This is a genomic window from uncultured Draconibacterium sp. (assembly GCF_913060805.1).
In the GTDB taxonomy this organism is placed as follows: domain Bacteria; phylum Bacteroidota; class Bacteroidia; order Bacteroidales; family Prolixibacteraceae; genus Draconibacterium.
This window is the reverse complement of sequence record NZ_CAJXTC010000035.1, coordinates 25,139-48,861: the sequence shown is the minus strand read 5'-3', so window position 1 is coordinate 48,861 and position 23,723 is coordinate 25,139. Positions and strand designations below refer to the sequence as shown.

19 protein-coding genes are annotated in these 23,723 nt (G+C 41.3%); 6 read left to right on the top strand and 13 right to left on the bottom strand.

The window, feature by feature from the left end; translation table 11 throughout:
* Positions 1-132 precede the first annotated feature (132 nt).
* On the bottom strand, positions 133-261 hold the full coding sequence (locus tag QZ576_RS18040; RefSeq protein WP_297099605.1) for a hypothetical protein: 129 nt from the start codon (positions 259-261) through the stop codon (positions 133-135).
* Positions 258-1,691: an RNase adapter RapZ gene (locus QZ576_RS18035; RefSeq protein WP_297099603.1), complete on the bottom strand. Its 1,434-nt coding sequence runs from the start codon at positions 1,689-1,691 to the stop codon at positions 258-260. Before QZ576_RS18035 ends, QZ576_RS18040 begins: the two co-directional genes overlap by 4 nt.
* Before the next feature lie 82 nt (positions 1,692-1,773).
* On the opposite strand from QZ576_RS18035, the gene QZ576_RS18030 reads away from it, so the two are divergent.
* Complete coding sequence (locus QZ576_RS18030; protein WP_297099601.1) at positions 1,774-2,463, top strand: YdcF family protein; 690 nt, start codon at positions 1,774-1,776, stop codon at positions 2,461-2,463.
* A gap of 3 nt (positions 2,464-2,466) precedes the next feature.
* Here QZ576_RS18030 and QZ576_RS18025 read toward each other — a convergent pair whose 3' ends face one another.
* Positions 2,467-4,230, bottom strand: coding sequence for a M28 family peptidase (locus QZ576_RS18025; protein ID WP_297099599.1), 1,764 nt, complete (start codon positions 4,228-4,230; stop codon positions 2,467-2,469).
* Between the two features lie 165 nt (positions 4,231-4,395).
* Here QZ576_RS18025 and QZ576_RS18020 point away from each other — a divergent pair, with 165 nt between their 5' ends.
* Genes QZ576_RS18020 through QZ576_RS18005 form a run of 4 tightly spaced genes read left to right on the top strand, consistent with a single transcriptional unit; the run spans position 4,396 to position 9,763 of the window.
* On the top strand, positions 4,396-6,483 hold the full coding sequence (locus QZ576_RS18020; RefSeq protein WP_297099597.1) for a hypothetical protein: 2,088 nt from the start codon (positions 4,396-4,398) through the stop codon (positions 6,481-6,483).
* 17 nt (positions 6,484-6,500) lie between these two features.
* Complete coding sequence (locus tag QZ576_RS18015; RefSeq protein ID WP_297099595.1) at positions 6,501-7,553, top strand: DUF6340 family protein; 1,053 nt, start codon at positions 6,501-6,503, stop codon at positions 7,551-7,553.
* Entirely contained in the window at positions 7,550-8,569 is a 1,020-nt protein-coding gene (locus tag QZ576_RS18010) for a DUF6340 family protein (protein ID WP_297099593.1), read from the top strand. The genes QZ576_RS18015 and QZ576_RS18010 overlap by 4 nt, the downstream gene beginning before the upstream one ends.
* Positions 8,570-8,572: 3 nt before the next feature.
* Entirely contained in the window at positions 8,573-9,763 is a 1,191-nt protein-coding gene (locus QZ576_RS18005; RefSeq protein WP_297099591.1) for a DUF6340 family protein, read from the top strand.
* A gap of 153 nt (positions 9,764-9,916) precedes the next feature.
* Here the strand turns inward: QZ576_RS18005 and QZ576_RS18000 are convergent, their stop codons facing one another.
* The 6 genes from QZ576_RS18000 to QZ576_RS17975 form a co-directional block, all read right to left on the bottom strand.
* Positions 9,917-10,753, bottom strand: a complete 837-nt coding sequence (locus QZ576_RS18000) for a S1-like domain-containing RNA-binding protein (RefSeq protein ID WP_297099589.1) — start codon at positions 10,751-10,753, stop codon at positions 9,917-9,919.
* Positions 10,754-10,764: 11 nt separating this feature from the next.
* Positions 10,765-12,420 (bottom strand): DNA repair protein RecN, encoded by a 1,656-nt coding sequence (recN, locus tag QZ576_RS17995; RefSeq protein WP_297099587.1) that lies wholly within the window; start codon positions 12,418-12,420, stop codon positions 10,765-10,767.
* A 105-nt stretch (positions 12,421-12,525) separates the two neighbouring features.
* Positions 12,526-13,437 carry a DUF4835 family protein gene (locus QZ576_RS17990; protein WP_297099585.1) on the bottom strand — a complete coding sequence of 304 codons (912 nt, stop codon included), beginning with the start codon at positions 13,435-13,437 and terminating at the stop codon, positions 12,526-12,528.
* A 3-nt stretch (positions 13,438-13,440) separates the two neighbouring features.
* Positions 13,441-14,643, bottom strand: coding sequence for a bifunctional phosphopantothenoylcysteine decarboxylase/phosphopantothenate--cysteine ligase CoaBC (gene coaBC / locus QZ576_RS17985; RefSeq protein WP_297099583.1), 1,203 nt, complete (start codon positions 14,641-14,643; stop codon positions 13,441-13,443).
* A 17-nt stretch (positions 14,644-14,660) separates the two neighbouring features.
* Positions 14,661-14,996: a DNA-directed RNA polymerase subunit omega gene (locus QZ576_RS17980; RefSeq protein ID WP_038561334.1), complete on the bottom strand. Its 336-nt coding sequence runs from the start codon at positions 14,994-14,996 to the stop codon at positions 14,661-14,663.
* Positions 14,997-14,999: 3 nt separating this feature from the next.
* Positions 15,000-15,815 (bottom strand): outer membrane protein assembly factor BamD, encoded by an 816-nt coding sequence (locus QZ576_RS17975; RefSeq protein ID WP_297099630.1) that lies wholly within the window; start codon positions 15,813-15,815, stop codon positions 15,000-15,002.
* Between the two features lie 266 nt (positions 15,816-16,081).
* Between QZ576_RS17975 and QZ576_RS17970 the strand changes: the two genes are divergently transcribed.
* Positions 16,082-17,344: an aminotransferase class I/II-fold pyridoxal phosphate-dependent enzyme gene (locus QZ576_RS17970; RefSeq protein WP_297099577.1), complete on the top strand. Its 1,263-nt coding sequence runs from the start codon at positions 16,082-16,084 to the stop codon at positions 17,342-17,344.
* Between the two features lie 115 nt (positions 17,345-17,459).
* Here the strand turns inward: QZ576_RS17970 and QZ576_RS17965 are convergent, their stop codons facing one another.
* From QZ576_RS17965 to QZ576_RS17950, 4 genes are all read right to left on the bottom strand, one after another.
* A complete protein-coding gene (locus tag QZ576_RS17965) occupies positions 17,460-18,725 on the bottom strand; it encodes a hypothetical protein (protein WP_297099575.1) in 1,266 nt (421 codons plus the stop codon).
* 138 nt (positions 18,726-18,863) lie between these two features.
* Positions 18,864-20,177 carry an ATP-binding protein gene (locus tag QZ576_RS17960; RefSeq protein ID WP_297099573.1) on the bottom strand — a complete coding sequence of 438 codons (1,314 nt, stop codon included), beginning with the start codon at positions 20,175-20,177 and terminating at the stop codon, positions 18,864-18,866.
* A 21-nt stretch (positions 20,178-20,198) separates the two neighbouring features.
* The gene (locus tag QZ576_RS17955; RefSeq protein WP_297099571.1) at positions 20,199-22,208 is read right to left on the bottom strand and encodes a DUF4157 domain-containing protein; all 2,010 of its coding nucleotides are present in this window, start codon (positions 22,206-22,208) and stop codon (positions 20,199-20,201) included.
* 4 nt (positions 22,209-22,212) lie between these two features.
* Complete coding sequence (locus QZ576_RS17950) at positions 22,213-23,721, bottom strand: contractile injection system tape measure protein (protein WP_297099569.1); 1,509 nt, start codon at positions 23,719-23,721, stop codon at positions 22,213-22,215.
* Between the last annotated feature and the right edge of the window lie 2 nt (positions 23,722-23,723).

The following is a 23,723-nucleotide window of genomic DNA, read 5'->3' as shown; positions in this document are numbered from 1 at the left end:
TTTGAAATTTTGTGCGAAAATAAATACAGAAAACCTAATTACCAAAAACAGCGCGGGTGTTTTTAGCTTTATTCCGCTTCTGGTAACAATTTCTATTCGATTTTAAAAGAGAAATATAGTACGACAATTGACCTAAACCGAAATCTTCTTCGGTTTACAAACTTTGTCTTCCTTTTTTACTTTGGCGCCACATTTTTTGCAGCTGTATTTTGGATCTTCTTTATCCTGAAAATCCTTTTTTTTACATGCTTTTTTGCTCATCTCCAACTTTCCTGTTCACGATGTACTACAACAACATTAACAGGATAATTGTTTTGCAAATACTCTCCAATTTTCTCAGCCGAATATACCGAACGGTGCTGTCCGCCGGTACAACCAAAACCAAGTGAAAGATGTGTAAATCCACGTTCGAGATAAACTTTCACGGATTGATCGACAAGAACTTTTACTGCATCGATAAAAAGTCGGATCTCCGATTTTTGCTCCAGGAATTCCTGCACCGACATATCTTTGCCGCTTAGCTTTTTGTACTCCTCGTAACGCCCCGGATTATTGATAGCACGACAATCGAAAACATGGCCACCACCATTTCCTGACGGATCTTCAGGATAACCTTTTTTATACGAGAAACTGGTAATTCGTACGGTGAGATTCGATTTCTCCTGGCCAATTTCCTTTAAAACTTCGGAATTCGTAAGCTGTTTTAATACGCTTGTCAGTTCCGGCAAGTCAACCGGCAAATTCAGATCGGCAAGCAATACTTCCAGGTTTTTCAATGCATATGGAATACTTTTCAGGAAATGTTCCTTTTTCTCGTAGAAGCCGCGGAAACCGTAAGCACCCATCGCCTGCATAATACGGATAAGCACAAAACCTTTAAAATAGGCTGAGAATTTCTCTTCATCAACCTTCATATATTTCTTCAGCTCCGCAATATAAAAGTCGTAAAGTTGAGTGCGCACACTTTCAGGAATATCCGCTTTACCATCATAAAGTAAGGATGCCAAATCGTACTGCAATGCACCTAAACGTCCGCCCTGGTAGTCGATAAAATATACATCGTCGTCTTTAAGCATCACGTTGCGCGACTGAAAATCGCGGTAAAGAAAATAATTGGAACTCGCACTAAGCAGATAATTACTGAATAATTGAAAATCATCCTCGAGTGCCTGTTCGTCGAAATGTATTTTTGCCAACTTCAGAAAATAGTATTTGAAATAATTCAAATCCCACATCATCGATTGTTTATCGAATGCTTCGCGCGGGTAACACACCGAATAATCCATTTCCTTTCCGGCAATGATTTGGATTTTAGGCAGCGCCTGAAGCACCTTTTTATACACCGAAATTATATTTTCCGAAAATCCTTCCTCTTCACGCGTTTTCGTCAGGTATTCAAAAAGTGTGGTGTTACCCAAATCTTCCAGCAAATACTTTTTCAAATCGGAGCTAACCGCATACACCTTCGGCACCTTAATTCCTTTATTATAAAAGTGATTACTGAACGAAAGGAAAGCCGTATTCTCTTTTACATCGTTATTCGTGGCGCCGATTATTGTTCGGTGTTCGTTTCCCAAACGGCAGTACTGGCGGTACGAGCCCGACGGAGGCAACAATTCAAAACGTTCTACTTTTTCGTTAAAATGACTCTCAAAGAGTTGGACTATTTCGTTTTTTTCTGAAGTATTCAATGATCGAATTTTTAAATTAAACTTACATTTATGGTCTTAAACGTGAGCTATGTTTAAAACAAAAATCAAAAATATCCTTTTTTTGAGATTACTACGAAAATTCTTGATATTGATTGGAATTTTCTTTGTTGTTTGCCTCGGCTTTTCATTCACCGAACAACCATATTGGGGCTATCACTGGCTGGGTACAAGCAAATCGGAATTAAAATGGGAACCCAAAACAATTATTTTGCTGGGCGGCGGAGGAATGCCAAGCCAAAGCAACCTGATGCGCAGCTGGTACACAGAAAAAGCGGCCAAATCATTTCCCGAATCAAAAGTAATTGTAGCCATGCCCGGTTTATTAAGCGACAGTTTAAGCACACCTCAGTTAATGAAATCGGAACTCGAATTGAGAGGTGTTTCTGCTGAACGAATCGCTTTTGAAGCTGAAGGAACAAACACCCGCTCGCAGGCTTTAAATTGCCAGGGAATAATAAAAATGCAGGATCCCATTTTGTTGGTCACTTCTCCCGAAAACATGCGCCGCGCCGTTTTGGCATTCAAAAAAGTTGGATTTGAAAAAGTAAACGCCCTACCCGCTTTCGAAAATGCTGCCGAAGCCGATTTTTCGTTTACCGACGATGAACTGGGCGGAAATTCAATCCTACTTCCCGATGTTGGCAACAACATAAATATGCGCTACCAAATGTGGAACCACCTAAAATATGAAATTCTGATTGCCCGCGAAATGGTAGCACTTACTTACTACAAACTTCGGGGCTGGATTTAAATTTTAAAGCTGAACGATTAAAACAGTTGGTTTCTCATCGCGCAAAATATCAACCGAAATTGTTGCACCGGCTTCCAGTTTTTGCAAACGATCCATGTATTCATAAATATTACCCACCTTTTTTCCGTCGATAGCAATAATAATATCGCCTTTTTTCATTCCGGCAGCATACGCAGGTTTACCTTTCGAAACCGCATCAACACGCATTCCGCGTTTTTCCACACCTGCAAAATCCGGCATCACTCCCAGCGTTACTTTAAAACGTCCTCCTCGGCTGCGCTGAAACTTACTTCCGGCTTCCTGAAACGTTAATTTCTCAGAACGATTTACCACATCGTCAAGCAATGCTGCTGAATAGTCCATTACTTTTTGTGCGCCTTCAAAGTTGATCAGTTCTGCATCATCCAGCGGCGTGTGATAATCGGGATGAGCGCCGGTAGAAATATAAATTACCGGAATATCCTGCAGATAAAATGATGCATGATCCGATGGTCCGATTCCTTCGCCGGTAAATGCCAGCGTAAAATCCGGATTCAGCTCATTTAATAAATCTTCAGTTTCTTCAGCGGTTTTTGTTCCGCCGATACTCACACTATTATCATCTTTTAAGCGGCCAATCATATCAAAATTAAACATGGCCACCATTTTATCCGTTTCAACCGGAGGTTTCATTGTAAACTCTTTCGAGCCCAGCAATCCCATTTCTTCTGCGCCAAATGCAACAAAAATCACGCTGCGTTTATTGCTCTTTTCACCGGCCAATTTCTCTGCCAGCTGAATAACCGCAGAAACTCCCGATGCATTGTCATCAGCACCGTTGTGAACTGCAACAGTATCAATTGCACGCGATCCTGATCCCGGACCGCCCATTCCTAAATGATCGAAATGAGCGCCCACAACCACATATTCATCTTTTAATGTTTCATCGTTGCCGGGTAACATTGCAATCACATTTCGGGTAGTTGTTTCTTTTAATCCCACATTTACTGTGGCGCTAACCGTTACCGGAACCTCCAGGTTTAAACCTGCATTTTGTTCCAATATTTCGGCTTCCAGTTTTTCAACCGTTTGATCTTTTACCTTTAAAATTTCGTTAGCCACTTTTCGTGTTACCTGAATAACAGGAATAGAAAACCGGCTGCTGTTTTTATCAAAAAACAACGATGACAATTCGTCTTCTTCACTGAATTTTGTACCAGCCACCAAAATTATTCCAGCCGCATTTTTATCCGATGCTTTTAACGCTTTTGCGCGTTCGCTCGAAAATTCGAGGTACGGACTGTTTGGATTATCCAAATCAGGATCGCCCTGAAGAACCAGCATCCATTTTCCGCTCACATCAACACCGTTAAAATCGTTCCATTTCAGTGAGTCGCGGTCAACCTCCAAACCAAAACCGGCAAAAACAACTTCTGCATTAACAGTTGTATTGGCCGAAAAAGCATAAGGCAAAAAGTCAGTTTCAACTTCGTATTCCGTGTCGTTTACCTGCAACTGATTTCCATCGGCAATTTCTGCTGATGTTACCAGGTTAAATTCCTGAAAACCTTTATCGAACAACAGTTCCAAACCGGCAGATTCAAATTTTTCGGCAATGTATTGTGCCGCCAACAAATCTCCCTGCTCGCCCGATTTGCGCCCTTTTAATGAATCGGAAGCCAGGTAATCGATATTGTCACGAATATCATCAAGCGTTATTTCTTTGTTGAATTTGGGGCCACAAGCCGCCATTAAAATTACAAGCACAGCAAATACGAAATTCTTCATAAACACGAAATTTATTTTTGGTTTTGAAAACATCGAGGAATATTTTTGGTTTTATGTTTTGTACACACTTCTAAAGAATCGACAAATACATAGCAATTATAGCTATAAAACGTGATATAAAAAAAGTAGATGTGTATATTTACCACTTCGTAAAAAACAAACATTTTGATCTCATTCGGCATAAAATACTGGTTTATATTGTTACTCTCCATCACCGTTGCATCGGCTGGTGTGGTAGTTTTACTTTACTATAAAAACAAAGCGCTAAAAGAACTTTCGAAACTTCAGCGAAGCCTGTTAATGGCGCTAAGGTTTCTGGCTTTCTTCCTTATTGCCTTTTTACTTTTATCGCCGTTTATCCGTAATCTGAAAAAAGTGACTCAAAATCCTGTGATCATTACCGCATGGGATAATTCGGGATCGGTTGTCTCGCATGCCGACTCCTTACAACTTGCTGAAGCAATTAGCGATGAAAAAGCCGAGATTGAACAGAAATTAGGAGCCGATTTTGAATTGATCAGCTACACTTTTGGCGAAGAAACACAAACCGGTGACAATTTAAACTTCACTGAAAAAGGATCGAATTACAGCGATTTAATTGCCACAATAACGAACAATCATTTTAACCAGAATATCGGAGCGCTGATCGTTGCCGGAGACGGTATTTATAACCAGGGAAAAAATCCGCTGAACATGCTCGATCAGGTGAGTTTCCCGATTTATACCATCGGACTTGGCGATACCACGGTTATTGCCGATGCCCGCGTACAAAATATTCGTGTTAACCGTACCGCTTTTTCGGGAAATAAATTTCCGGTTGAGGTGGATATGATGTTTTCGAAACTAAAAAACACGCCACTCAAACTTTCGCTTCTTCAGGACGATGAAGAGCTGCAAAGTGTGATGATCACTCCATCGAACGATAACTTTTTTGATACAAAAGAATTTGTTCTGGAGGCCGGTTCTGCCGGATTAAAACATTATTCGTTGCAAATTCAGGCTGCTGCCAACGAACGAAATACAAAAAACAACAGTGCCGGTTTTGTGATCAATGTGCTGGAAAACAAACAAAAAATACTGATCATTTCCAACGGATCGCACCCCGATATTGGCGCCATAAAAAATACGCTCGACCAGCAAAAAACATACGAGGTCTCAATATTTACCGACGAACCGTATCCTAACGATCTGGGCGAGTACAATCTGCTTATTTTAAACCAGCTGCCAAGTACAGGCAAGTCGATGGCCGAGATTATTGAAAGAGCAAACAACAGCCGTTTGCCCATCCTTTTTATCGTTGGCAACCAAACGTTTTTACCGCAGCTGAATATTCTGAGTCAGGGCGCACAAATTGAACCACTGGCAGGAAGCGGAGAAGAAGCACAACCGGTTTTTAATTCGAATTATGCCACATTCAACCTGTCGGAAGAGTTGATCGAAATAATTCCACAATTTCCTCCGGTGCAGGTTCCGTTTGCCAATTACGAGTTAAATCCGGAATTCTCACCGCTGTTGTATCAAAAGCTAAAAGGAATAACCACCGGCAAACCACTGATTGCAACAGGAAAACTGGAAGGCCAGAAACGAGGTTATATTTTTGGCGAAGGAATTTGGCGCTGGCGACTGTTCGATTATTACCAGAATCAGGAACACACCCATTTTAACGAGCTTATAAATCAACTGGTGCAATACCTTGCTTTACGCGAAAACGAAGATAATTTTATCGTTGAATTCAACCCGGTTTACACAGAAGTGGATGATGTGGTTTTAACAGCCGAAGTTTATAACGATGCTTTTGAGCGAATTGGTTCGGAAGAAGTAAATATTAAACTGCAAAACGACAACGACGAAGAATACAACCTGACTTTCGATGTGCAGGATAAAAATTATTACCTCAACGCGGGGCACCTGCCATTGGGCGATTATTCATTTACAGCCGAAGTAACTATCGGCAACGAAACTTTTACCGAAACAGGCAGTTTTACAGTGGTACCGGTTAATGTTGAGAATGTTATTACACAGGCTAACCACACCCTGCTTTACCAACTCGCCACTTTAAGCGGTGGAAAATTCTACCAGCCATCGCAAGCCAGCGATTTGGTTAACGAATTGGAGCAAACCAGTAAATTAAAGGCAACTACTTACTTTCAGGAGATGGTAAATCAGCTCATAAACCTTCGTTGGTTATTTATTGTTTTACTGTTGCTGTTAAGTACGGAATGGTTTTTGAGAAAGTACTGGGGAATTTATTAAACAACATTCATTTTACGATGAGCATATTCAAACAAACTAATTACATTCTACTTGTTAGCATTGTTCTTTTGTCGTATGCTTGCAGTTCTACAAAGCGGATTATGGTTGAATTTCCGCAGAAGCCAAAAAACGAAATTTCGCAGGATATCCAGAGCCTGCTAATCGTAAATCGTGCAGTTGATAATACGTATACTGATTTGTCAGCCGACTCGCTTCAACGAATTTTTTATAAAAAAGACTTCCAACTCGATACCGTAATTAACGACCTTACAGCAGCCGATACTACAATAAAGGTACTTGGCCAGCTACTTTTTGAATCGGGAAGATTTGATTACGTAATTCCTGAAAACCGATTTTTACGAGCTTCGAGAAACGCTTTTTTTGCCAACGCAATGGACTGGCAAGAGGTTAAAGAACTTTGCGACCTTTACCAAACCGATGCGGTGGTTGCGGTTGATATGTTTGAAACACAAGTTGCCACCAATCTTGAAGACGAAACAGTTTTCGATCCTTTGCAAGGCGTTTTTGTATCGGCCGTGGGCGCGCAAATGGTAGTTGTGTACAATGTGCTGTTCCGGGTTTACGATCCGGTACAACAACAGGTTGTAGTTCGGGAAGCATTTAAAGACACCTTATTATGGGAGAACACAGCCTTTGATGTCAGAAGTCTTTTTACGGATTTTACGCCCGTAAAACAAGCGCTTACAGAAGCTGGAATTGCCGTGGCTCTCGATTTTTCGGATAAAATAAGTACCAGCTGGCGCAGCGAATACCGTGTAATATTCGATAAAGGAAGTACCGCATTAAAAGAATCAGCCTTACTTACCAACGACGGTGACTGGACCCCAGCAATTGAAGCCTGGCAGAACATTGCGAGTGACTCAGGTTCGAAATCAGAGAAGAGTAAAGCTTTATTCAACCTTGCAGTTGCCTGCGAAATACAGGGAGATATCGACTGTGCCATTCAGTACGCTCTCGAATCGTACAACACCGCCTACCACCCCGTCACTTACCAGTACCTCGAATTGCTTGAAAGCAGGAAAAAACAACAGAAAAACAACACGAAATGAACCGATTAACCTTATGGACTTTACTTTTACTGAGCACAGTTTCGTGCACGGTGTACAAAGATTACCCGATAGAAATTTATACACCCGGAGAGATCGCTTATCCGGCAAATGCGGAGAATGTAGCCATCGTTTACCGCAATTTTAAATACAGCGGCGATACGCTGATTCACTATTACCAGGATGATTTTCGCCTGAAAAAAGCCAAAAACGATCCGGAAAACCTCGACAGCATTTTGGTAAATTTAAGCATGAGCGAACTGGCGAAAAATTTGAAAGAGAAAAATGCTTTCAAAGAAATACGGATATTTCCCGAGCTTTTCGAGCCGCATACAGGCAAAAAACTTCCGGCACTAAATATGGAAATGGTGCAGCAACTGGCGCAAAAAACCAATACCGATCTTGTAATTTCGCTGGAAACGTATTCCAGTTTTTACTCCGAATATTCGTCAACAGAGCAAATGCCTACAAAATCGAACGAAGTAATTACTGCAGCAGTTTGGGCCGTTTACAGTCCTTTTGAGCAGCGATTGATTGAGCGCAAAACAATGATCGACACCATTTTCTGGAACGGCTACGATGCCAGCGGAAATTATAACCGGAAAGCCAAATTACCACCACGTATCACCGCGCTGAAGATCGCCTCGCAAATGACTGGTGAAAACTATTCGAAACGATTTTTTGCATCGTGGGAGAACGTAAATCGGATGTATTCAGTTCCACCACTACCCGACTTTGCTATGGCCGACGAATACGTACAAAAAGGTGATTGGGACAATGCCATTATGCTTTGGAAACGCTATGCCGACGACAGCAACGGAAAAATGGCCATTAACGCGCGATATAACCTGGCACTGGGTTATGAAATGAAAGACGATTTTGATACGGCCGAAAAATGGCTTTTGGCAGCCCAACAAATTGCAGCCGACTACCACAGCAAAGAAGAGCTAAAAATGATTTTTCAATACCAACAGTTACTGGCTAAAAGAAAAAGAGATATATTGCGTTTAAACCAATAACAAATGAAGAACCGCCCTGTGTTTTTGTTCGGCGTTTTGGCACTTATTGTTTTCGCAAGTTGTAATACGCTGTACAATGTAAAAACCATTGATATCGAAATTGTTGAGCCTTCAACAATGAGTGTCGCCTCTAAATTCAGGAATATTGCTATTCAGTACAACAATGTAAACTGCTCGCCAAACCAGTATTTAAACCAGTACGAAGAATTTGGGAAACGAAAAACCGAGGAAGAAAACACCGACAGTATTGCCTCGCATATTTATTTTCAGCACTTTATTGCGGAGCTTAACAATCAGGCATTTTTCGATACAATAAACTCCTTAAACGAACGCAACTATACCTCAACGAAAATTGTTGACACAATTAATTATGCCCCTTATTTTCGCGAAGATTCAGCTACTCGTTTAACAATGTCTCCCGGACAAATCAACGTGTTAAATTCAAGCTATTTTCTGCGGAGTAATACAACGCCGGTTCAACTAAAAAACGATTCGTTGTTTGTTAATCCGCAATATGGTTTGTACAGTCCTGATCAACTTCAAGATATTCGAAATAACACCGGTGCCGATCTACTACTCTCGCTTGATTATTACGGCGTAAGTGATGGCCGCTATTTCGATCGCCAGCTTGAACTTGGCAGCGAGCAGGTTACCAACTGGACGCAATGGAGTTTTTACGATCTTATCGACATGAAATACGTGTTGGCTTATTCGAAACTCGACACTGTTAATTGGATGGAGTACGCGTTGAGCCATAAGAAAGCGACTGACGTTTTGCCTCCCCGCACCGACGCCATTTACAATGCAGCAGAAATATCGGCAGAGAAATTTGCGCTAACAATTGTTCCTCATTGGGTGCAGGTACAGCGAATGTATTACTCGTCGGGGCATGTGGAACTGCAGCAAGCCGACGAGCTTGTTCAGAATGCTCAATGGATGGAAGCAGCAGAACTATGGCACAAGCAGCTAAAAAATGAGAACCAGAACATTGTGGCCAAATGTATGTATAACCTTGGTTTGGCTTGCGAAATGGAGGGCGACCTTGAAGCTGCTTTGGCATGGGTAGTTGAATCGTACCATATTTTTGGGCCCAAGAATGAGCTTCATGCAGAACACTGTATGGAATACATCAGAGTACTGAGTACCCGACAAGCCGATATGAAACTCCTGGAGCGGCAATTTGGAGATCAATAAGTTTCTTTCGGGAAATAGGTTAAAAGAAAAGAGGGAAACCACTGTTCCCCTCCATATTTAACCAAAAATCACAACATGAAAATATTGTTGTTTTAAAATTAGAACTTTTTAGTGCAAAGTTCCAAATTCAAACTTATGTTTTAAAAAAGGAAATTAACTTTTTAACATTTTAATCCCGTCAGAAACGAAAGTAATCAGTCGTTTTTTATACAATCCGCCAATTGCCTTTTTGAAATTCTTCTTACTGATACCAAACATCGCTTTTATCATCTCGGGCGACGATTTATCCGACACCGCCATAAAACCATTATTTGCTTCTAACTCCGCCAAAATCTTTTCCGAAATTGCATCAACTTTTTCGTATCCCGGCTCTTCCAACATCAAGTCGATCTTTTCGTCGCTTCTTATTTTTGCAATGTAACCTTTTGTCTGACTGCCAATTTCCAGTTTCCGAAACACCTGGTTTTTATACAGCATTCCGGTATGCTCCATATTAACGATGGCTTTATAACCCAAATCTGTTTCTTCCAGAATAATCAGGCTAACCTCCTGCCCTTTGGTATATTCCGGCGGCGTATTGTCCAGAAACTTATGCAGTTTTGCTGATGCCACAACGCGATTTGTTACAAGATCGAGATAAACGTATACCCAATAACTGTTTCCCTCCTGCATTTTTACGCGTTGTTCGCTAAACGGAACCAGCAGATCTTTCGCCAAACCCCAGTCGAGGAATGCGCCAAATTTAGCGGTTGCTTTTACGGTTAACCGGGCAAACTCACCAACTGTTGCCAAAGGTTTTTCAGTTGTGGCAACCAAACGGTCTTCCGAGTCGGTATAAACAAAAACCCCGGCAGTTCCACGTTCTTTCATTTCTTCCTCAACATACTTTCGCGGCATTAAAATCTCGCCGTGTTCACCACCGTCGAGGTATACACCGTTGTCTGTTTCCCGGATAATTTCCAGGGTATTAAATTTTCCTATTTCTGCCATGAGTGAATTTGTCAAATTCGCAACAGTTCTTCTGCTGCTTTAATTGTTGTTTCCGTAAGATTCTCCCCACCAACCATTTTTGCCAGCTCTTCCACGCGTTCAGCGGCATCGAGTGCTTTAATCGAAGTAAAGGTTTTTCCCTTTTCTTCGAATTTGTACACTCGAAAATGCGTATCGCCTTTTGCGGCAATTTGTGGCAAGTGCGTAATATTTATAATCTGCGTATTGGCCGAGAATGATTTAATAATGGTTCCCATTTTAAGTGCAATCTCGCCCGACACACCGGTATCAATTTCGTCAAATACGATGGTTGGCAGTGCTTTTGAGCTACGAAGCAAGTTTTTAATGGCCAACATCAACCGCGACATTTCACCGCCCGATGCAATTTTCGAAATCTCGTCAGGTGCTGAATCCGGATTCGCGCTAAACAGGAATGCAATTTCATCTTTTCCTTCGGGTTGAAAATCCTCCATATAATTATGCACAACCTGCAGTTTAGCTTTCGTCATTCCCAGCTGGTTTAAATCGCCAACTACCGAGCTCTCGATCTTTTTAAAAGCTTTTTGTCGCGTTTTACTCAAACTTTGTGCAAGCTTTTCCAGTTCAGTTTTCTGGTTGTCCAGTTTATTTTTCAGGGCTTCGATCTCGTCGTCATAACCCACCGCTTTATTAATTTTCTGATCGAACTCGTCTCGCAAAACAATTAACTCGGCAACTGTAGCCACATGATGTTTTTGCTGCAACGAATACAATAAATTCAACCGATCGTTCACCTCTTCAATCCGTGCCGGATTGAACTCCACCCGTTCAGCCAGCATTTCCAGTTCCTGGTGAATATCGCTCAACTCTATTGCTGCACTCTCCAAACGCTCGGCAAAACTTTCCGCATCTTTCAGGTAGCCCGTAACTTTGTTCAATGTACGATGGCTGTCTTTTATGCTCTGTAATGCCGAAAATGTTTCGTTATCCAGCAAGGCCACCGTCTCCGTAAGTGCAGTTTTAATCTCTTCAGCGTGGTTTAACTGCTCTAATTCTGCTTCCAGATCTTCCTGCTCCGTTTCTTCCAAACTCGCTTCTTCCAATTGAGTAAACTGAAACTGGAAATAATCCAGATCGGCCTGCGCCTGTTCTGCATTTTCCTGCAGTTGCTCGAGCTCCTTTTTTGCGCTTTTGTAGGCTGCGAACTGAGTTCTATACTTCGCTAAAGCCTCAGCGGCACCAGCAACCGAATCAACTAAATTGAGCTGAAATTTTTGGTTGCTTAACTCCAGGTTTTGGTGTTGTGAGTGGATATCGATCAGCTGCAACCCCAGTTCGCGCATTACTTTCAGGTTAACCGGAGTATCATTTATAAAAGCCCGGGATTTTCCTGACGGCGTAATTTCGCGTCGCAAAATTGTAGAAGTATCGTAATCAAGATCGTAGGTTTCAAAAAAACGTTTCACCGGGTAGTTACTCACTTCAAACTGCCCTTCAACAATGCATTTTTTATCCTTTTCTTTTAGCACCGAAAGATCGGCGCGATTACCCAGAATAAGGCTTAAAGCCCCCAAAATAATCGACTTACCGGCACCGGTTTCACCCGTTACGGTGTTTAAATTGGCATGGAAATTAACCTGCAATTTATTTATGAGTGCGTAATTCGAAATGGATAATCTGGATAGCATAATGACAAAAGATCTTCATGAATTAATTCTTTGGCTAAAATAGCCAAAATGAGGATACAGAATTACTTTCTGGAAAAAATGGGGATATCTTTTTAGCCGAGCTGGCTAAAAGCCTTCGTTTTCGGCGATCTTCTCGTACTTACGGCCATTTGATGGGTCAACCTCGTTTAGAATGGCCATAACACGATTTCGCTCGTCAGGAAATGATTTTGAAAAGATGTTAACCAATTCGTCGGATTTTGCATCGAAAAACATCTGCAGAATATAGGTAGACGGACGACGGCGGAATACTTTCTGAATGTCGCGCAAGGCTTCAGCAATGTTGGCACGACCTTCTTCTACCCTGTCCGACATTAAATCCAATCCGTTACGATGATAATTGTACATACAGGTGCGAAACGACGAGTACGATTTATTCATCACATTTTCGATCAACCAGTAACGATTTCGCTCACTTTCGAAAGCTTTCCATCCGCGCTCACGTGCATTCTGCGAATTATTTACAATACCCTGTGCTTTCTCGAAAAACTCGGTTCCACCTTCCTCCGAAAATGTATCGTAATCGAAACCTAAAATAACATAGGCATAAAAGGCCATAATATTCGTCAGGTTGTCGCGGTTCGAAGTTTCGTTAAACTCCAGCGGCTGAAACTCAACATACTTACAATGAAAATCATTGTCTTTAATGTTTAGTACTGTTGAGGTGTAGCTTGAATTAAATATCGGGCGCGTTAATTGTACCTGTATCGATCCTTTAAACTCGTCGGCCGAAATCTGTTCGTCGAGGCGGATCAGAATGTTGCATCTGATTTTTTCATCGTAACTGTACACATGATCGGTCCATTTTCGGTTATTCATAAAATCATACAGATCGGACTGCATGGTACGAAACAGGTTTTGGTTTGCCCCCTGAATCCCTCGTGCCGAAACGGTTACGTTACAACGAAGTTCCTGAGCCACACCTTCTCCAACGAAAATAAACAGAAATAAAAGCGCTATTACGATTTGCTTTATCATATGCTAATGGTTCAATTCTATAATTTTTGCTACGATATCTTTTGCTACCTCAGCTTTATCTTTTAACTCAAAATCGGTTTGTTTATTGCCCTTTTCGATGATGGTTATTTTATTGGTATCAACACCAAATCCGGCTCCCTTGTCCTTCAACGAATTCAGCACAATAAAGTCGAGGTTCTTTTTCAACAATTTACCTTCTGCATTTGCCAGTTCGTTATTGGTTTCCAAGGCAAAACCTACCAAAAGTTGCTTTTCGTTTTTTAGTTTACCTAACTCGGCAGCAATGTCTTTTGTTGGTTGCAACTCGATATGCCAGTTTTCTTTGCCGCGTTTTGTCTTTTCCTCCTCCATTTTGGCAGGAGTAAAATCGGCAACTGCAGCACACATTATTGCACCATCAGCACTTTTAAAATGCTCAACCGATGCTTTGTACATTTCTTCGGCCGATTCAACCGGAACCACTGTTACACCGGGTTTCTTTGTAGTAACGGAAACCGGTCCGGAAACCAAAGTTACTTCAGCACCTTGTTCGGCCAGTTCTTCGGCAATGGCATAACCCATTTTCCCCGAAGAATAATTACCAATAAAACGAACGGGATCGATTTTTTCGAAAGTAGGACCGGCGGTTACCAGGTAGCTTTTATTCAGAAGTTTTTTTTTTACCCCGAGCTGTTTGATAACGGCTTCGAGAATTTTTTCAGGTTCTTCCATCCTGCCCTTGCCGGTTAAACCGCTGGCTAATTCTCCTTCACCGGGTTCAACAATAATATTTCCGTATTCTTTCAGAATAGAAATATTTCGTTGTGTTGAAGGATGCGCAAACATATCGAGGTCCATGGCAGGAGCTACCATTACCGGGCACTTCGCCGACAGATAGGTTGTAATCAACATGTTATCGGCAATTCCGTTGGCCATTTTTCCCATGGTTGATGCGGTTGCCGGTGCAATTACCATTACATCGGCCCACAAACCCAGGTCAACATGGCTGTTCCATGTACCATCGTTTGCACCAAAAAACTCGCTAACAACAGGTTTGTCCGACAATGCTGATAAAGTTACGGGTGTAATAAATTGCTTTCCGGCAGGTGTTATAACAACCTGCACTTCGGCACCCTCCTTTATAAAAAGCCGAAGAAGCATTGCGGCCTTATAAGCTGCAATACTTCCTGTTACTCCGAGTATAATATTTTTTCCTTTGAGCCTCATAAAAGGGCGTCAAAAAATTAGATGCGTTTTTTGTTCTCGCGCGTTGGATTACGGTGATAAATTTCACCTTCTTTTAATTCTTCAAACGCAATAAGAGTTGGTTTTGGCAAACGCTCGTAAAATTTAGAGATCTCGATTTGTTCTCTGTTTTCAAAGATTTCCTCCAAATTATCAGTGTACGAAGCAAATTCCTGCAACTTTTGGTTAAGCTCTTCTTTTAATTCCGATGAGATCTGGTTTGCTCTTTTAGCAAGGATCATTACGGTTTCGTAAATATTTCCGGTTTCCTGAGTTAAAACTTCAAGGTCGCGCGAAATAGTTGACGGAGCTGCTTTTGTTTTCTTGTAATCCATATTCTAATTAATGTTTAAATCTTCTTCTTCTTTATAATTCAATATTTCAGAGGCTTTTTCATAAAACTTTTCTACCTCTTTTTTGTGTTCACTGTCCGGATATTCATCGATAAATGAAAAATATTCGTCGAGTGCATTTGTATATCGTTCACTTTGTTTATCCATAACACTATTGGAAGCCAATAAGTATTTTGCCTTTAACAACATATACTTCAATTCTTCACGGTATTTACTGTCAGGATATTTTTCCAAACTGTTTCCTAGCGCAATTACTGCAGCTTTGTATTGTTCAAAATCGTAGTACAATTTAGCACTTAAATACGACTTATACACTAACTTATCTTCCAGTTCGTCGATTAAGCGGTTGGCTTCATCAACACGGTCGCTGTACGGATACAAATTAATGTACAGCTGCAACGCATCGATAGCCTCTTGTGTTACCTGCTGATCGAGTCTTGGTTTTGGCGACAATAAATACGAGCAGTACCCAATCATAAATTGTGCCTCCTCAACATAGTCGCTTGTTGGAAATTCTTTTACCAACGACTTAAAATAATGACCTGCCATTAAATAGTCTTTCTGACCGATCATACTTTTAGCATAGTAATAATAAATTTTGTCGGCTCGAGAGGTTCCACGGTAAATGTTCACCAATTCTCTGAAGAGTGTTGCTGAACGAACATATTCACCGTCTTCGTAATACTCAACAGCCTTTTTGTATTTAAACTCGTAGTCGGTACTTTTTACAATTTTGTTATAGTCACCGCACGAAGCTGTAATCAATAAAATGGCTAGTAATCCAATCCCCAAAAATCTCATTTTCATAAACATGGCGCAAAAATATACTTTTTTTAATTAATTGAAACGAATTAACCCTCAAAATTTAAGGAATTAACAGCTTTTACCAAATATGTTATTTCACTCATTAACAATTGTATAGCTATAACACCTCGAATTATGGTGTGTGAAAATAAGGCAAATTCATTACGTTAAGTTGATGTGTTAGTATTATTTAACACATTTGCTGAGATTTTAAAAAAGATTACATTTGCATCCTTATAATTTAAACTTAAAAACAAATCATCGTGGATATATTTGATAAATTCAGAAATAATAAAGGTGATATTGGCAAGTGGATGGACCAAATTCACGGGTATTTTGCGTTTCCAAAACTGGAAGGCGAAATTTCTGCCAGAATGAATTTCCGTGGTAAAGAAGTATTAACATGGAGTTTGAACAACTACCTGGGATTGGCCAACCACCCAGAGGTAAGAAAAGCTGATGCGGAAGCTGCGGCACAATACGGTATGGCTTATCCTATGGGAGCCAGAATGATGTCGGGACAAACAGTTAAACACGAACAATTGGAGCGTGAGTTAGCTGCATTTGTTAGCAAACCTGATGCATTTTTGTTGAACTACGGTTACCAGGGTATGGTTTCTGCTATCGACGTGCTTGCCAGCCGTAACGATGTTATTGTTTACGATTCTGAATCGCACGCTTGTATTATGGATGGAGTTTTCCTTCATAAAGCAAAAGGTGGAAAAAGTTTTGTGTACCAACACAACGATATGGAGAAATGTCGCAAAATGTTAGGCTTCGCTACAAAACGTGCAGCCGAAACAGGTGGTGGTATTTTATTAATTACTGAAGGTGTTTTCGGTATGACTGGACAGGTTGGAAAACTTGATGAAATTGTTGCACTGAAAAAAGAATTCGATTTCCGTTTGTTTGTTGACGATGCACACGGTTTTGGAACTATGGGACCAACAGGTGCTGGTTCGGGTGAGCATTTTGGCGTTCAGGATGGAATCGATATTTACTTCGGAACATTTGCAAAAGCGATGGCCGGAATTGGCGGTTTTGTTGCTTGCGAAACTGATATCTGCTACATTTTACGTTACAATATGCGCTCGCAAACTTTTGCGAAATCGTTGCCAATGCCAATGACAATTGGTGCATTGAAACGTTTGGATATGATTCGTACAATGCCAGAATTGCGCGAACAACTTTGGACAATCGTTAATGCGCTGCAAGGCGGATTAAAAGAAGCCGGTTTCGATCTTGGAAAAACCAACACTCAGGTTACTCCGGTTTATATGAAAGGTGGCGAGGAAGAAGCTACTCAGATGATTTACGACCTGCGCGAGAATTACGGAATTTTCTGCTCTATGGTAGTTTACCCGGTAATTCCTAAAGGTGAAATCCTTCTGCGTTTAATACCAACTGCAATGCATACTTTAGAGGATGTAGAAATTACTTTGAAAGCCTTTAAAGAAACCCGTAAAAAACTGGTTGCCGGCGAATACCGTACCGGTGAGATTGCAAAAGTTGATGTGGATATGTAATCCAATTAATCGATTATAATTGCAAGGGCTGTATCAAATTGATGCAGCCCTTTTTATTTTTAGGATTTTCTGATCGCCGCCATTTCAGGAGGCCAAAATCCCATTTCCATACATTCTATTTAATAAATTCTGTAGCCCATTTTATGTATTGTTCCCAGTCGAATTCGGTAACATCATGTTCTCCAGTTCGGATATGATAAGCCACTGTGTTTTGAATGGGCTGATTAACTTCCGGCATTTCCGTTTGCTTGATTCCCTTTTTGCCATAAAGCTCAAACACCGGAGTGGCATATAAAGCTCCAAGGAATTCACCTTTTGGGTCGGACCACCGGTCTTCTTCGGCACTTGCAATATACACCGGACGCGGTGCGATTAAGGCAATCAGTTCGTGCTGATCAACCGGTAATGCTTCCTCATTTTTGCTGTAATTTCTGAAGTTTTTACAGAACCAGTGTGGAAAGTTATTATTGATGCGCCATAAAGTTTCGCCAAACCGACGTTTCGATAACGCAGCACCTCCACAACCTGATTCATTTGAAATTACACCGGCAAAACGCTCGTCGCTGGCACCGGCCCACAAAGCTGTTTTTCCAAGTCGTGAATGGCCAAATACAACAACTTTCGATTCGTCGATAGCCTCATCACGCTCAAAATAATCCATTGCCCGACTTAATCCCCACGACCACGCTGCAATTGCTCCCCACTCGTTGGCTGCAGGCTGTTGCTGATCGTCGATATAAAATAAAGGATGAATACCATCCGAAAAATCATCTTTGTCGGGATCAACTTCGCCATAATAAATTACTGCCAATCCAAATCCTGCATCAATTATTTTGTCAACGCACCACCGATTGGTTCGCACCCCTCTCGACTGTTCAGTTAACTGGTTATTAATTATTCCGAACGACGGATTATTTGCCGCCCAAGCCTCCGAAATAATAACTTCAACATCCTCTGTTACCGTATGATTTCCGTAAAAATTGTACCCCACAAATAAGGGCACTCGCTTTTCGGTTTTGGGCAGATAAATCAAGATGGTAAAATCAAGTGTTTTCCCGTGGTTTTTAAATACCAGGTCAACTTGTTTTCTAATTGCTTTTCCGTTCAGCGCATTGTTACTTTCTTCCAAAATATCAACCGACGAAATTTCCAGTTTACCGGGCACTTCGCCGAACATATTTTCCGTAAAGAAACTGAGCAATTCGGGGCGACGTTTATCTTCCCACTTTTTTGAATTCCGAATCTTCTTTCCATTAAACATTTTTAGCGGATCAGGTAATTTAAATTCAGGAACTTTACTTTCGTCGTAGTTGGCGTCAAACTGGGCTGACACATTAAACATAAAAGCAAAAAAGAGCAGGCACAAGATGAGTTTTTTCATGGTCGATAACTGTGAATTGAATCAATAACCCTTTAAAATTGGCAAATTGTAGGTGTTATGCCAAAGGTTTCTGCGAATTTTTATTTTCCGAAAACAGAAGAACTGGATTTCCAATAATGGAAATGGCATGAAATGAGATTATTGCTGCAAGATTTTGCCTTCCTTTTTGTACTCTTTTCGGATTCCGGCCAACAGAGTTTCCTGATTCAATACTGCATTTCCCTTTTGTATGGATAACAATCCCGCATAATGAATTGAGTTGACGATGTTCGCCCCGGTTAACTCATAATTTTTAGCCAGCTCTTTTAAATCGATGTCTTTATGCATTTTATTTTTTGGGGGCATATATACCTGCCAAAGTTTCAAACGTTCGGCAACTCCGGGAGGATCAAACTCGATGAAAGCATTAAAACGGCGGGTAAAAGCACTGTCGATATTTCCTTTCATGTTCGACGCCAATATTACCAGTCCGTTGTGGGCTTCAATACGCTGCAAGAGGTAGGAAACTTCCTGGTTGGCGTACTTATCGTGAGCATCGCGAACGTTGGTACGTTTGCCAAAAAGCGAGTCGGCCTCATCAAAGAATAATATCCAGTTTTTATGTTCTGCCTTGTTAAATAATCCTGACAGATTTTTCTCCGTCTCGCCAATGTATTTCGAAATCACCATCGACAAATCAACCCGATAAACATCTCTTCCGGTATATTTCCCCAGCAAACAAGTCGTCATTGTTTTCCCGGTTCCCGACGGCCCATAAAACAACACACGAAATCCCGGTTTTATTTTATCGCGCATGCCCCACTCTCCCATTAACTGCTCGTTGAAATTCAACCAGGTTTCCAATTCTTTAATTTCTTCCAGTGTCTTTTCTTTCAACACCAAGTCACCCCATTCCTGATTAGTGGTAATTCGCTGTGCAGGAAAATCACTGCTTAATTTGGGCTTCGAAACTTTTCCTGAAGTGAACAGATCTACATATTCATCATCGAGCACCAGTCGACCACTCATTCTGGGTTCGCCTGCCGGAACCGGCCCGATATTCAGCACGTTCTTTTGGAAAAACAGATGCTCCTCATCAAACAGTCTTGCCACTTCCATACGTTTTTCGATGTCTCGCCCGGCCAGAATATAAAGCACGGTTTCACCGGTAGGTAATATTCCGCGGTGGTTCTTTCCTTTTACCCCTCCAAACTCGGGAAAATCGCCGCCATTTGGCAGGTATTCGGCAATTATATTATTGAAAAATTCGGGAGACATGTGAGGTACCAAGGCAATAAAAAGAACAATTGTTTCGGCTTCGCCTAATTCATTTTCCTGTATAAACTTCTGCAAGGGCCTCTCAACGTCGTCGCCAGGAACAAACGCAGGGATGACTGACTCACTTCCATTCATTTCGTCATCAAAACGAAGTCGGATAACTTTATCCAGATATTCTAAAACGGCTTTTATCATTATTGTTCTTCTATCGTAACTTTATGGTTTAAATGTTAGTCTTCCGAAAGCCTTCCGCATTTGCGCCGGAGAAACCAATCCCGGATGCAATATCGACCATGGATTAGAAGTTTGCGCTCCGGCAGCCGACAAGGATGTAATTGAATAAATATGAGCCGGGGCCAGTAATAATCCCTGCCCCAGACAGATTGTCGACAAAGTTCCACTTATGATTGCTCCTGGCGTGGTCGAAGCATTAATAATTGCCTGTATCCAATTCGGATGGTCGGCTTTAGTTGTCAGAACAGGTCTTCCATTAAGCGGGCCAAATGGATCGAGAATAACAAAATCTGAAATGTAATTTGCAATCTCTCGCCATGGTATCCAGGCTGTTGTTACGCCATCATTTCCGATAAGTCGAATTCCACGTCTTCTGTCAGCAGAATCAACAACAAAACTCCTATTATAAATCGTATCCAACGTGTTATATGTCCACGACGTTACAATAGTATCATTATCAGTTGCAATATTCAGCAAAGCTAAAACACTTGCAAGTTGCGCCAGACTGTATGAGGTTAAGTTGAAAACCTGAAATGGAGTTTCACCGGTTAAAGCCATAATCGGCAATGCTGAAAAACCACCTTCAATACGGTTAAATCCACCGGCCACCGCAGCATAAGCACGTTCAATGGCCCATGGCCAAACTATCCTTTTCGTCCAGTTCACATTAAAGGAATCTCCTGCCTGAACCTGCGAAGCGTAACTGCTGTTCTGTAAAAGCTCGCGTGCCTGTGCCTGTGTCATTGTTCCTGTTTTTTCCCGCAATTGAACTCCATTGGGATTATGATTTCGTCCCAAAGCGACACGTATTTTTGAGTTTGGGTCAACGAGCGCCTTGTTGCCAACTATTTTTATTCGATAAAATTCAACATTAAAACCATTCCCTGATTCACTAACAGCGTTTACCAGCTGTGTACGCCCTCCTCCTCTGGAAGCCATACTTTGCAACGTTGCCAGCAAATAACAATCTCCAATTGCATTTTGTATCACATCGGCCAAAGCCGGCTGAGGATCAAATAATTCATGCGTAGTTAAATCGATAGTCCATTGTCTCGGGCCGCTGGCTGCAGGTCTGGCAATTTGTTCTGTATCATTCAACCTTTGTCCACCTCTAAGCCCACGGTCATTTACATCTATTATAGTTTGTCCTCCTTCTTCATGTGCTGAACGATTGCTCAGCCTTTGAAACGACCTGACCTGTCGTCCCACATCGCGCAATCCCTGTCCTGTCCCAGGCTGATGTCCGGGATAAACATAGGCATCCCAAAATTCACCGAGCCAATCACTTCCACTTTCAACATCAAACTGAATAGATCCAGAACTGGCACTGGCATTTCCCGGAATAGTTGACAGAATTAACTCAGCACTTTTTCCTTGAACTACTTTATCGGCCACCGCATCGGCATGCTGTTCATACGAATCACCCGGCCTTCCAATACCCGATTTTAGGCTCACTCCCTTTCGTTGCTGCACTACATGCGCCGCTTCGTGTGCTGCAGTGTGAAGACTCGGCGCCCCTCGAAACGCCACTTTGTTTCCTGCAGCGTAAGCCAAAGATCCCATCTTACGATTTGCATTCCCGGCATTTGAGTCTCGGTAAGATTGTATGCCTGAAATATCATGTTTCCCGAACGACGTTTGAATTTTATGGAAAAATGGATAAGCTACCGGACTCCCCATAAATCCTGTTCGGGCAGTTTGTTGTATCTGATTACCGGTTTGAGCACTTTGCATCTTTGGCTGAACCATTTCTTCCTCTTCCTCCTCCTCGGATTGAGTCTGAACAACTTCCTCCTCTTCTTCCTGCAACTGAAGATTTCCAATACTTTGTGTTTGTATGGCTTCTTTCTCCTCTTCCGATTGCATTTGAACAGCCATTTGACTGTTTATATCCGACGAAGCAAAAAACGAGTCAGTCTTTGCATTTGTAAAAAAAGGAGTTCGGTTCTCACTACTCTTTACAGCATCATGTTTTATTGCATTTGCTTTCATACGCTTACCATTCTACAAATATTAATTCCTTCTTCCACGGCAGTTTAATAATGGAAATGTTCCATTGTAATTTCTCCAACAGGATGTCCTGTGTTTTTCGTTCTACGATCAGCTTATAATTCCGGTCTTTTTGAATGAGTTTGCCACTTCGATTTACAAACATTTCGCGCAAACCAGCAGGCGAAGTATTTTTTAAAGCCGGCCAGTTTTTAATAAGTTCGCGAAGCATGTTGTCAGCCTCATTTTTGATGGTTTCATTCAGTAAGCTTGTAGCTGGGAGTGTTGTTTGCAGCGGAACATCGCACAGAAATTTCTCCAGTACCAAACCGCCTTCAAAAAAATGCTCGTTGCCGGTGGCACAATAATGAAGTGCCTGCAAAGCTTGAATACGATACACATCTTTAATGTTTCCGTTTTTATCGAGCCAGTTAAACTGCTGAAAAAACAATTTCAAAAAGGGGTGAAAAAGAACCTGCCCTGCATTTTGAACGGTTATTTCGCCGGCCTCACTCTCAAAAAACAGCGGTTCTTTTTCAACTGTATAGCTATCTCTATGTGAAATAATGGTTGGGCTATCTTCAATTTTTACCCCTTTCTGATTTAATCCCTTTTTCAAGGGCCGATTCTGTTTCTGATCTCCTAACAGAACCAAAACCTTATCGCATTCTTTTTGCGAGAGCATTAAACTTGTGTGTAGAGAAATATTTTTAAGCTGATGAATTTGCTCTTCTATTGATTCTTCGGCGTAATGCGCAGCTAAGTAAGCAGCATAAAAATGAATTAAATCCGACTTCCACTTTGATTCAGAATGTTGCAATCCAATTTTCAGTAAAATGGATACAAACTGATTTCTGAGATTAGTAGTTAGACTCTCGACAAAGGTGTTCAGGGCGAAATCAGTTGACAAGTCAAAAGTATTCAATGAGTTTATGAACTGTATGATATTTGGAACCGGAAGTTGCAACACAAACCTTTCCAAAGCCGTTTCATCCGATTCTATAAGCGTTTTTACTTCGGTGAGAAAACGCTCCGTTTCAATACGTTTTGTCCATTCCTTTTCTGACAGAATTCGGTCTATATCCGATTTATGCCCATACCACGGCAAATGCCCGTTCTTCAGAAAAAATAAAAATATACTTTGCAGGTTCTGTTCTCCTGAGATATTACTAAACTCTCGATATTCAAAAATACCGTTTGACCGGTTTTTCTCACCATTTACCGGATAGCGTTTTTCAATGGCCGCAATTGCCAGTTTTTCCCGAAGTTGGTTTTCGATCTCAATTCGTAAGGTATCGGGATTTTCCCAGCTATCCAGCGAAATATCCAAATCGATCTGTTCAAAACGTAAAATGCTGTCGTCGGCTCCCATATCATTAAACAATTGTTCCAGCCCCGGAAAAACCTGATCGTTCAAAAATGCACTGATGTGATCTTTTAACCAGTAGGCTTCTTTCTCGCTTATCGTTTCAATATCGAGAAAAACCTTGTCAATGATATGTCGGCTGGCATTCAAAA

Coding starts and splice junctions, on each gene's coding strand:
- QZ576_RS18040 (WP_297099605.1), bottom strand. CDS start 261: ATGAGCAAAAAAGCATGTAAAAAAAAGGATTTTCAGGATAAAGAAGAT.
- QZ576_RS18025 (WP_297099599.1), bottom strand. CDS start 4,230: ATGAAGAATTTCGTATTTGCTGTGCTTGTAATTTTAATGGCGGCTTGT.
- QZ576_RS18015 (WP_297099595.1), top strand. CDS start 6,501: ATGAGCATATTCAAACAAACTAATTACATTCTACTTGTTAGCATTGTT.
- QZ576_RS18010 (WP_297099593.1), top strand. CDS start 7,550: ATGAACCGATTAACCTTATGGACTTTACTTTTACTGAGCACAGTTTCG.
- QZ576_RS18005 (WP_297099591.1), top strand. CDS start 8,573: ATGAAGAACCGCCCTGTGTTTTTGTTCGGCGTTTTGGCACTTATTGTT.
- QZ576_RS18000 (WP_297099589.1), bottom strand. CDS start 10,753: ATGGCAGAAATAGGAAAATTTAATACCCTGGAAATTATCCGGGAAACA.
- recN (WP_297099587.1), bottom strand. CDS start 12,420: ATGCTATCCAGATTATCCATTTCGAATTACGCACTCATAAATAAATTG.
- QZ576_RS17990 (WP_297099585.1), bottom strand. CDS start 13,437: ATGATAAAGCAAATCGTAATAGCGCTTTTATTTCTGTTTATTTTCGTT.
- coaBC (WP_297099583.1), bottom strand. CDS start 14,643: ATGAGGCTCAAAGGAAAAAATATTATACTCGGAGTAACAGGAAGTATT.
- QZ576_RS17980 (WP_038561334.1), bottom strand. CDS start 14,996: ATGGATTACAAGAAAACAAAAGCAGCTCCGTCAACTATTTCGCGCGAC.
- QZ576_RS17975 (WP_297099630.1), bottom strand. CDS start 15,815: ATGAGATTTTTGGGGATTGGATTACTAGCCATTTTATTGATTACAGCT.
- QZ576_RS17965 (WP_297099575.1), bottom strand. CDS start 18,725: ATGAAAAAACTCATCTTGTGCCTGCTCTTTTTTGCTTTTATGTTTAAT.
- QZ576_RS17960 (WP_297099573.1), bottom strand. CDS start 20,177: ATGATAAAAGCCGTTTTAGAATATCTGGATAAAGTTATCCGACTTCGT.
- QZ576_RS17955 (WP_297099571.1), bottom strand. CDS start 22,208: ATGAAAGCAAATGCAATAAAACATGATGCTGTAAAGAGTAGTGAGAAC.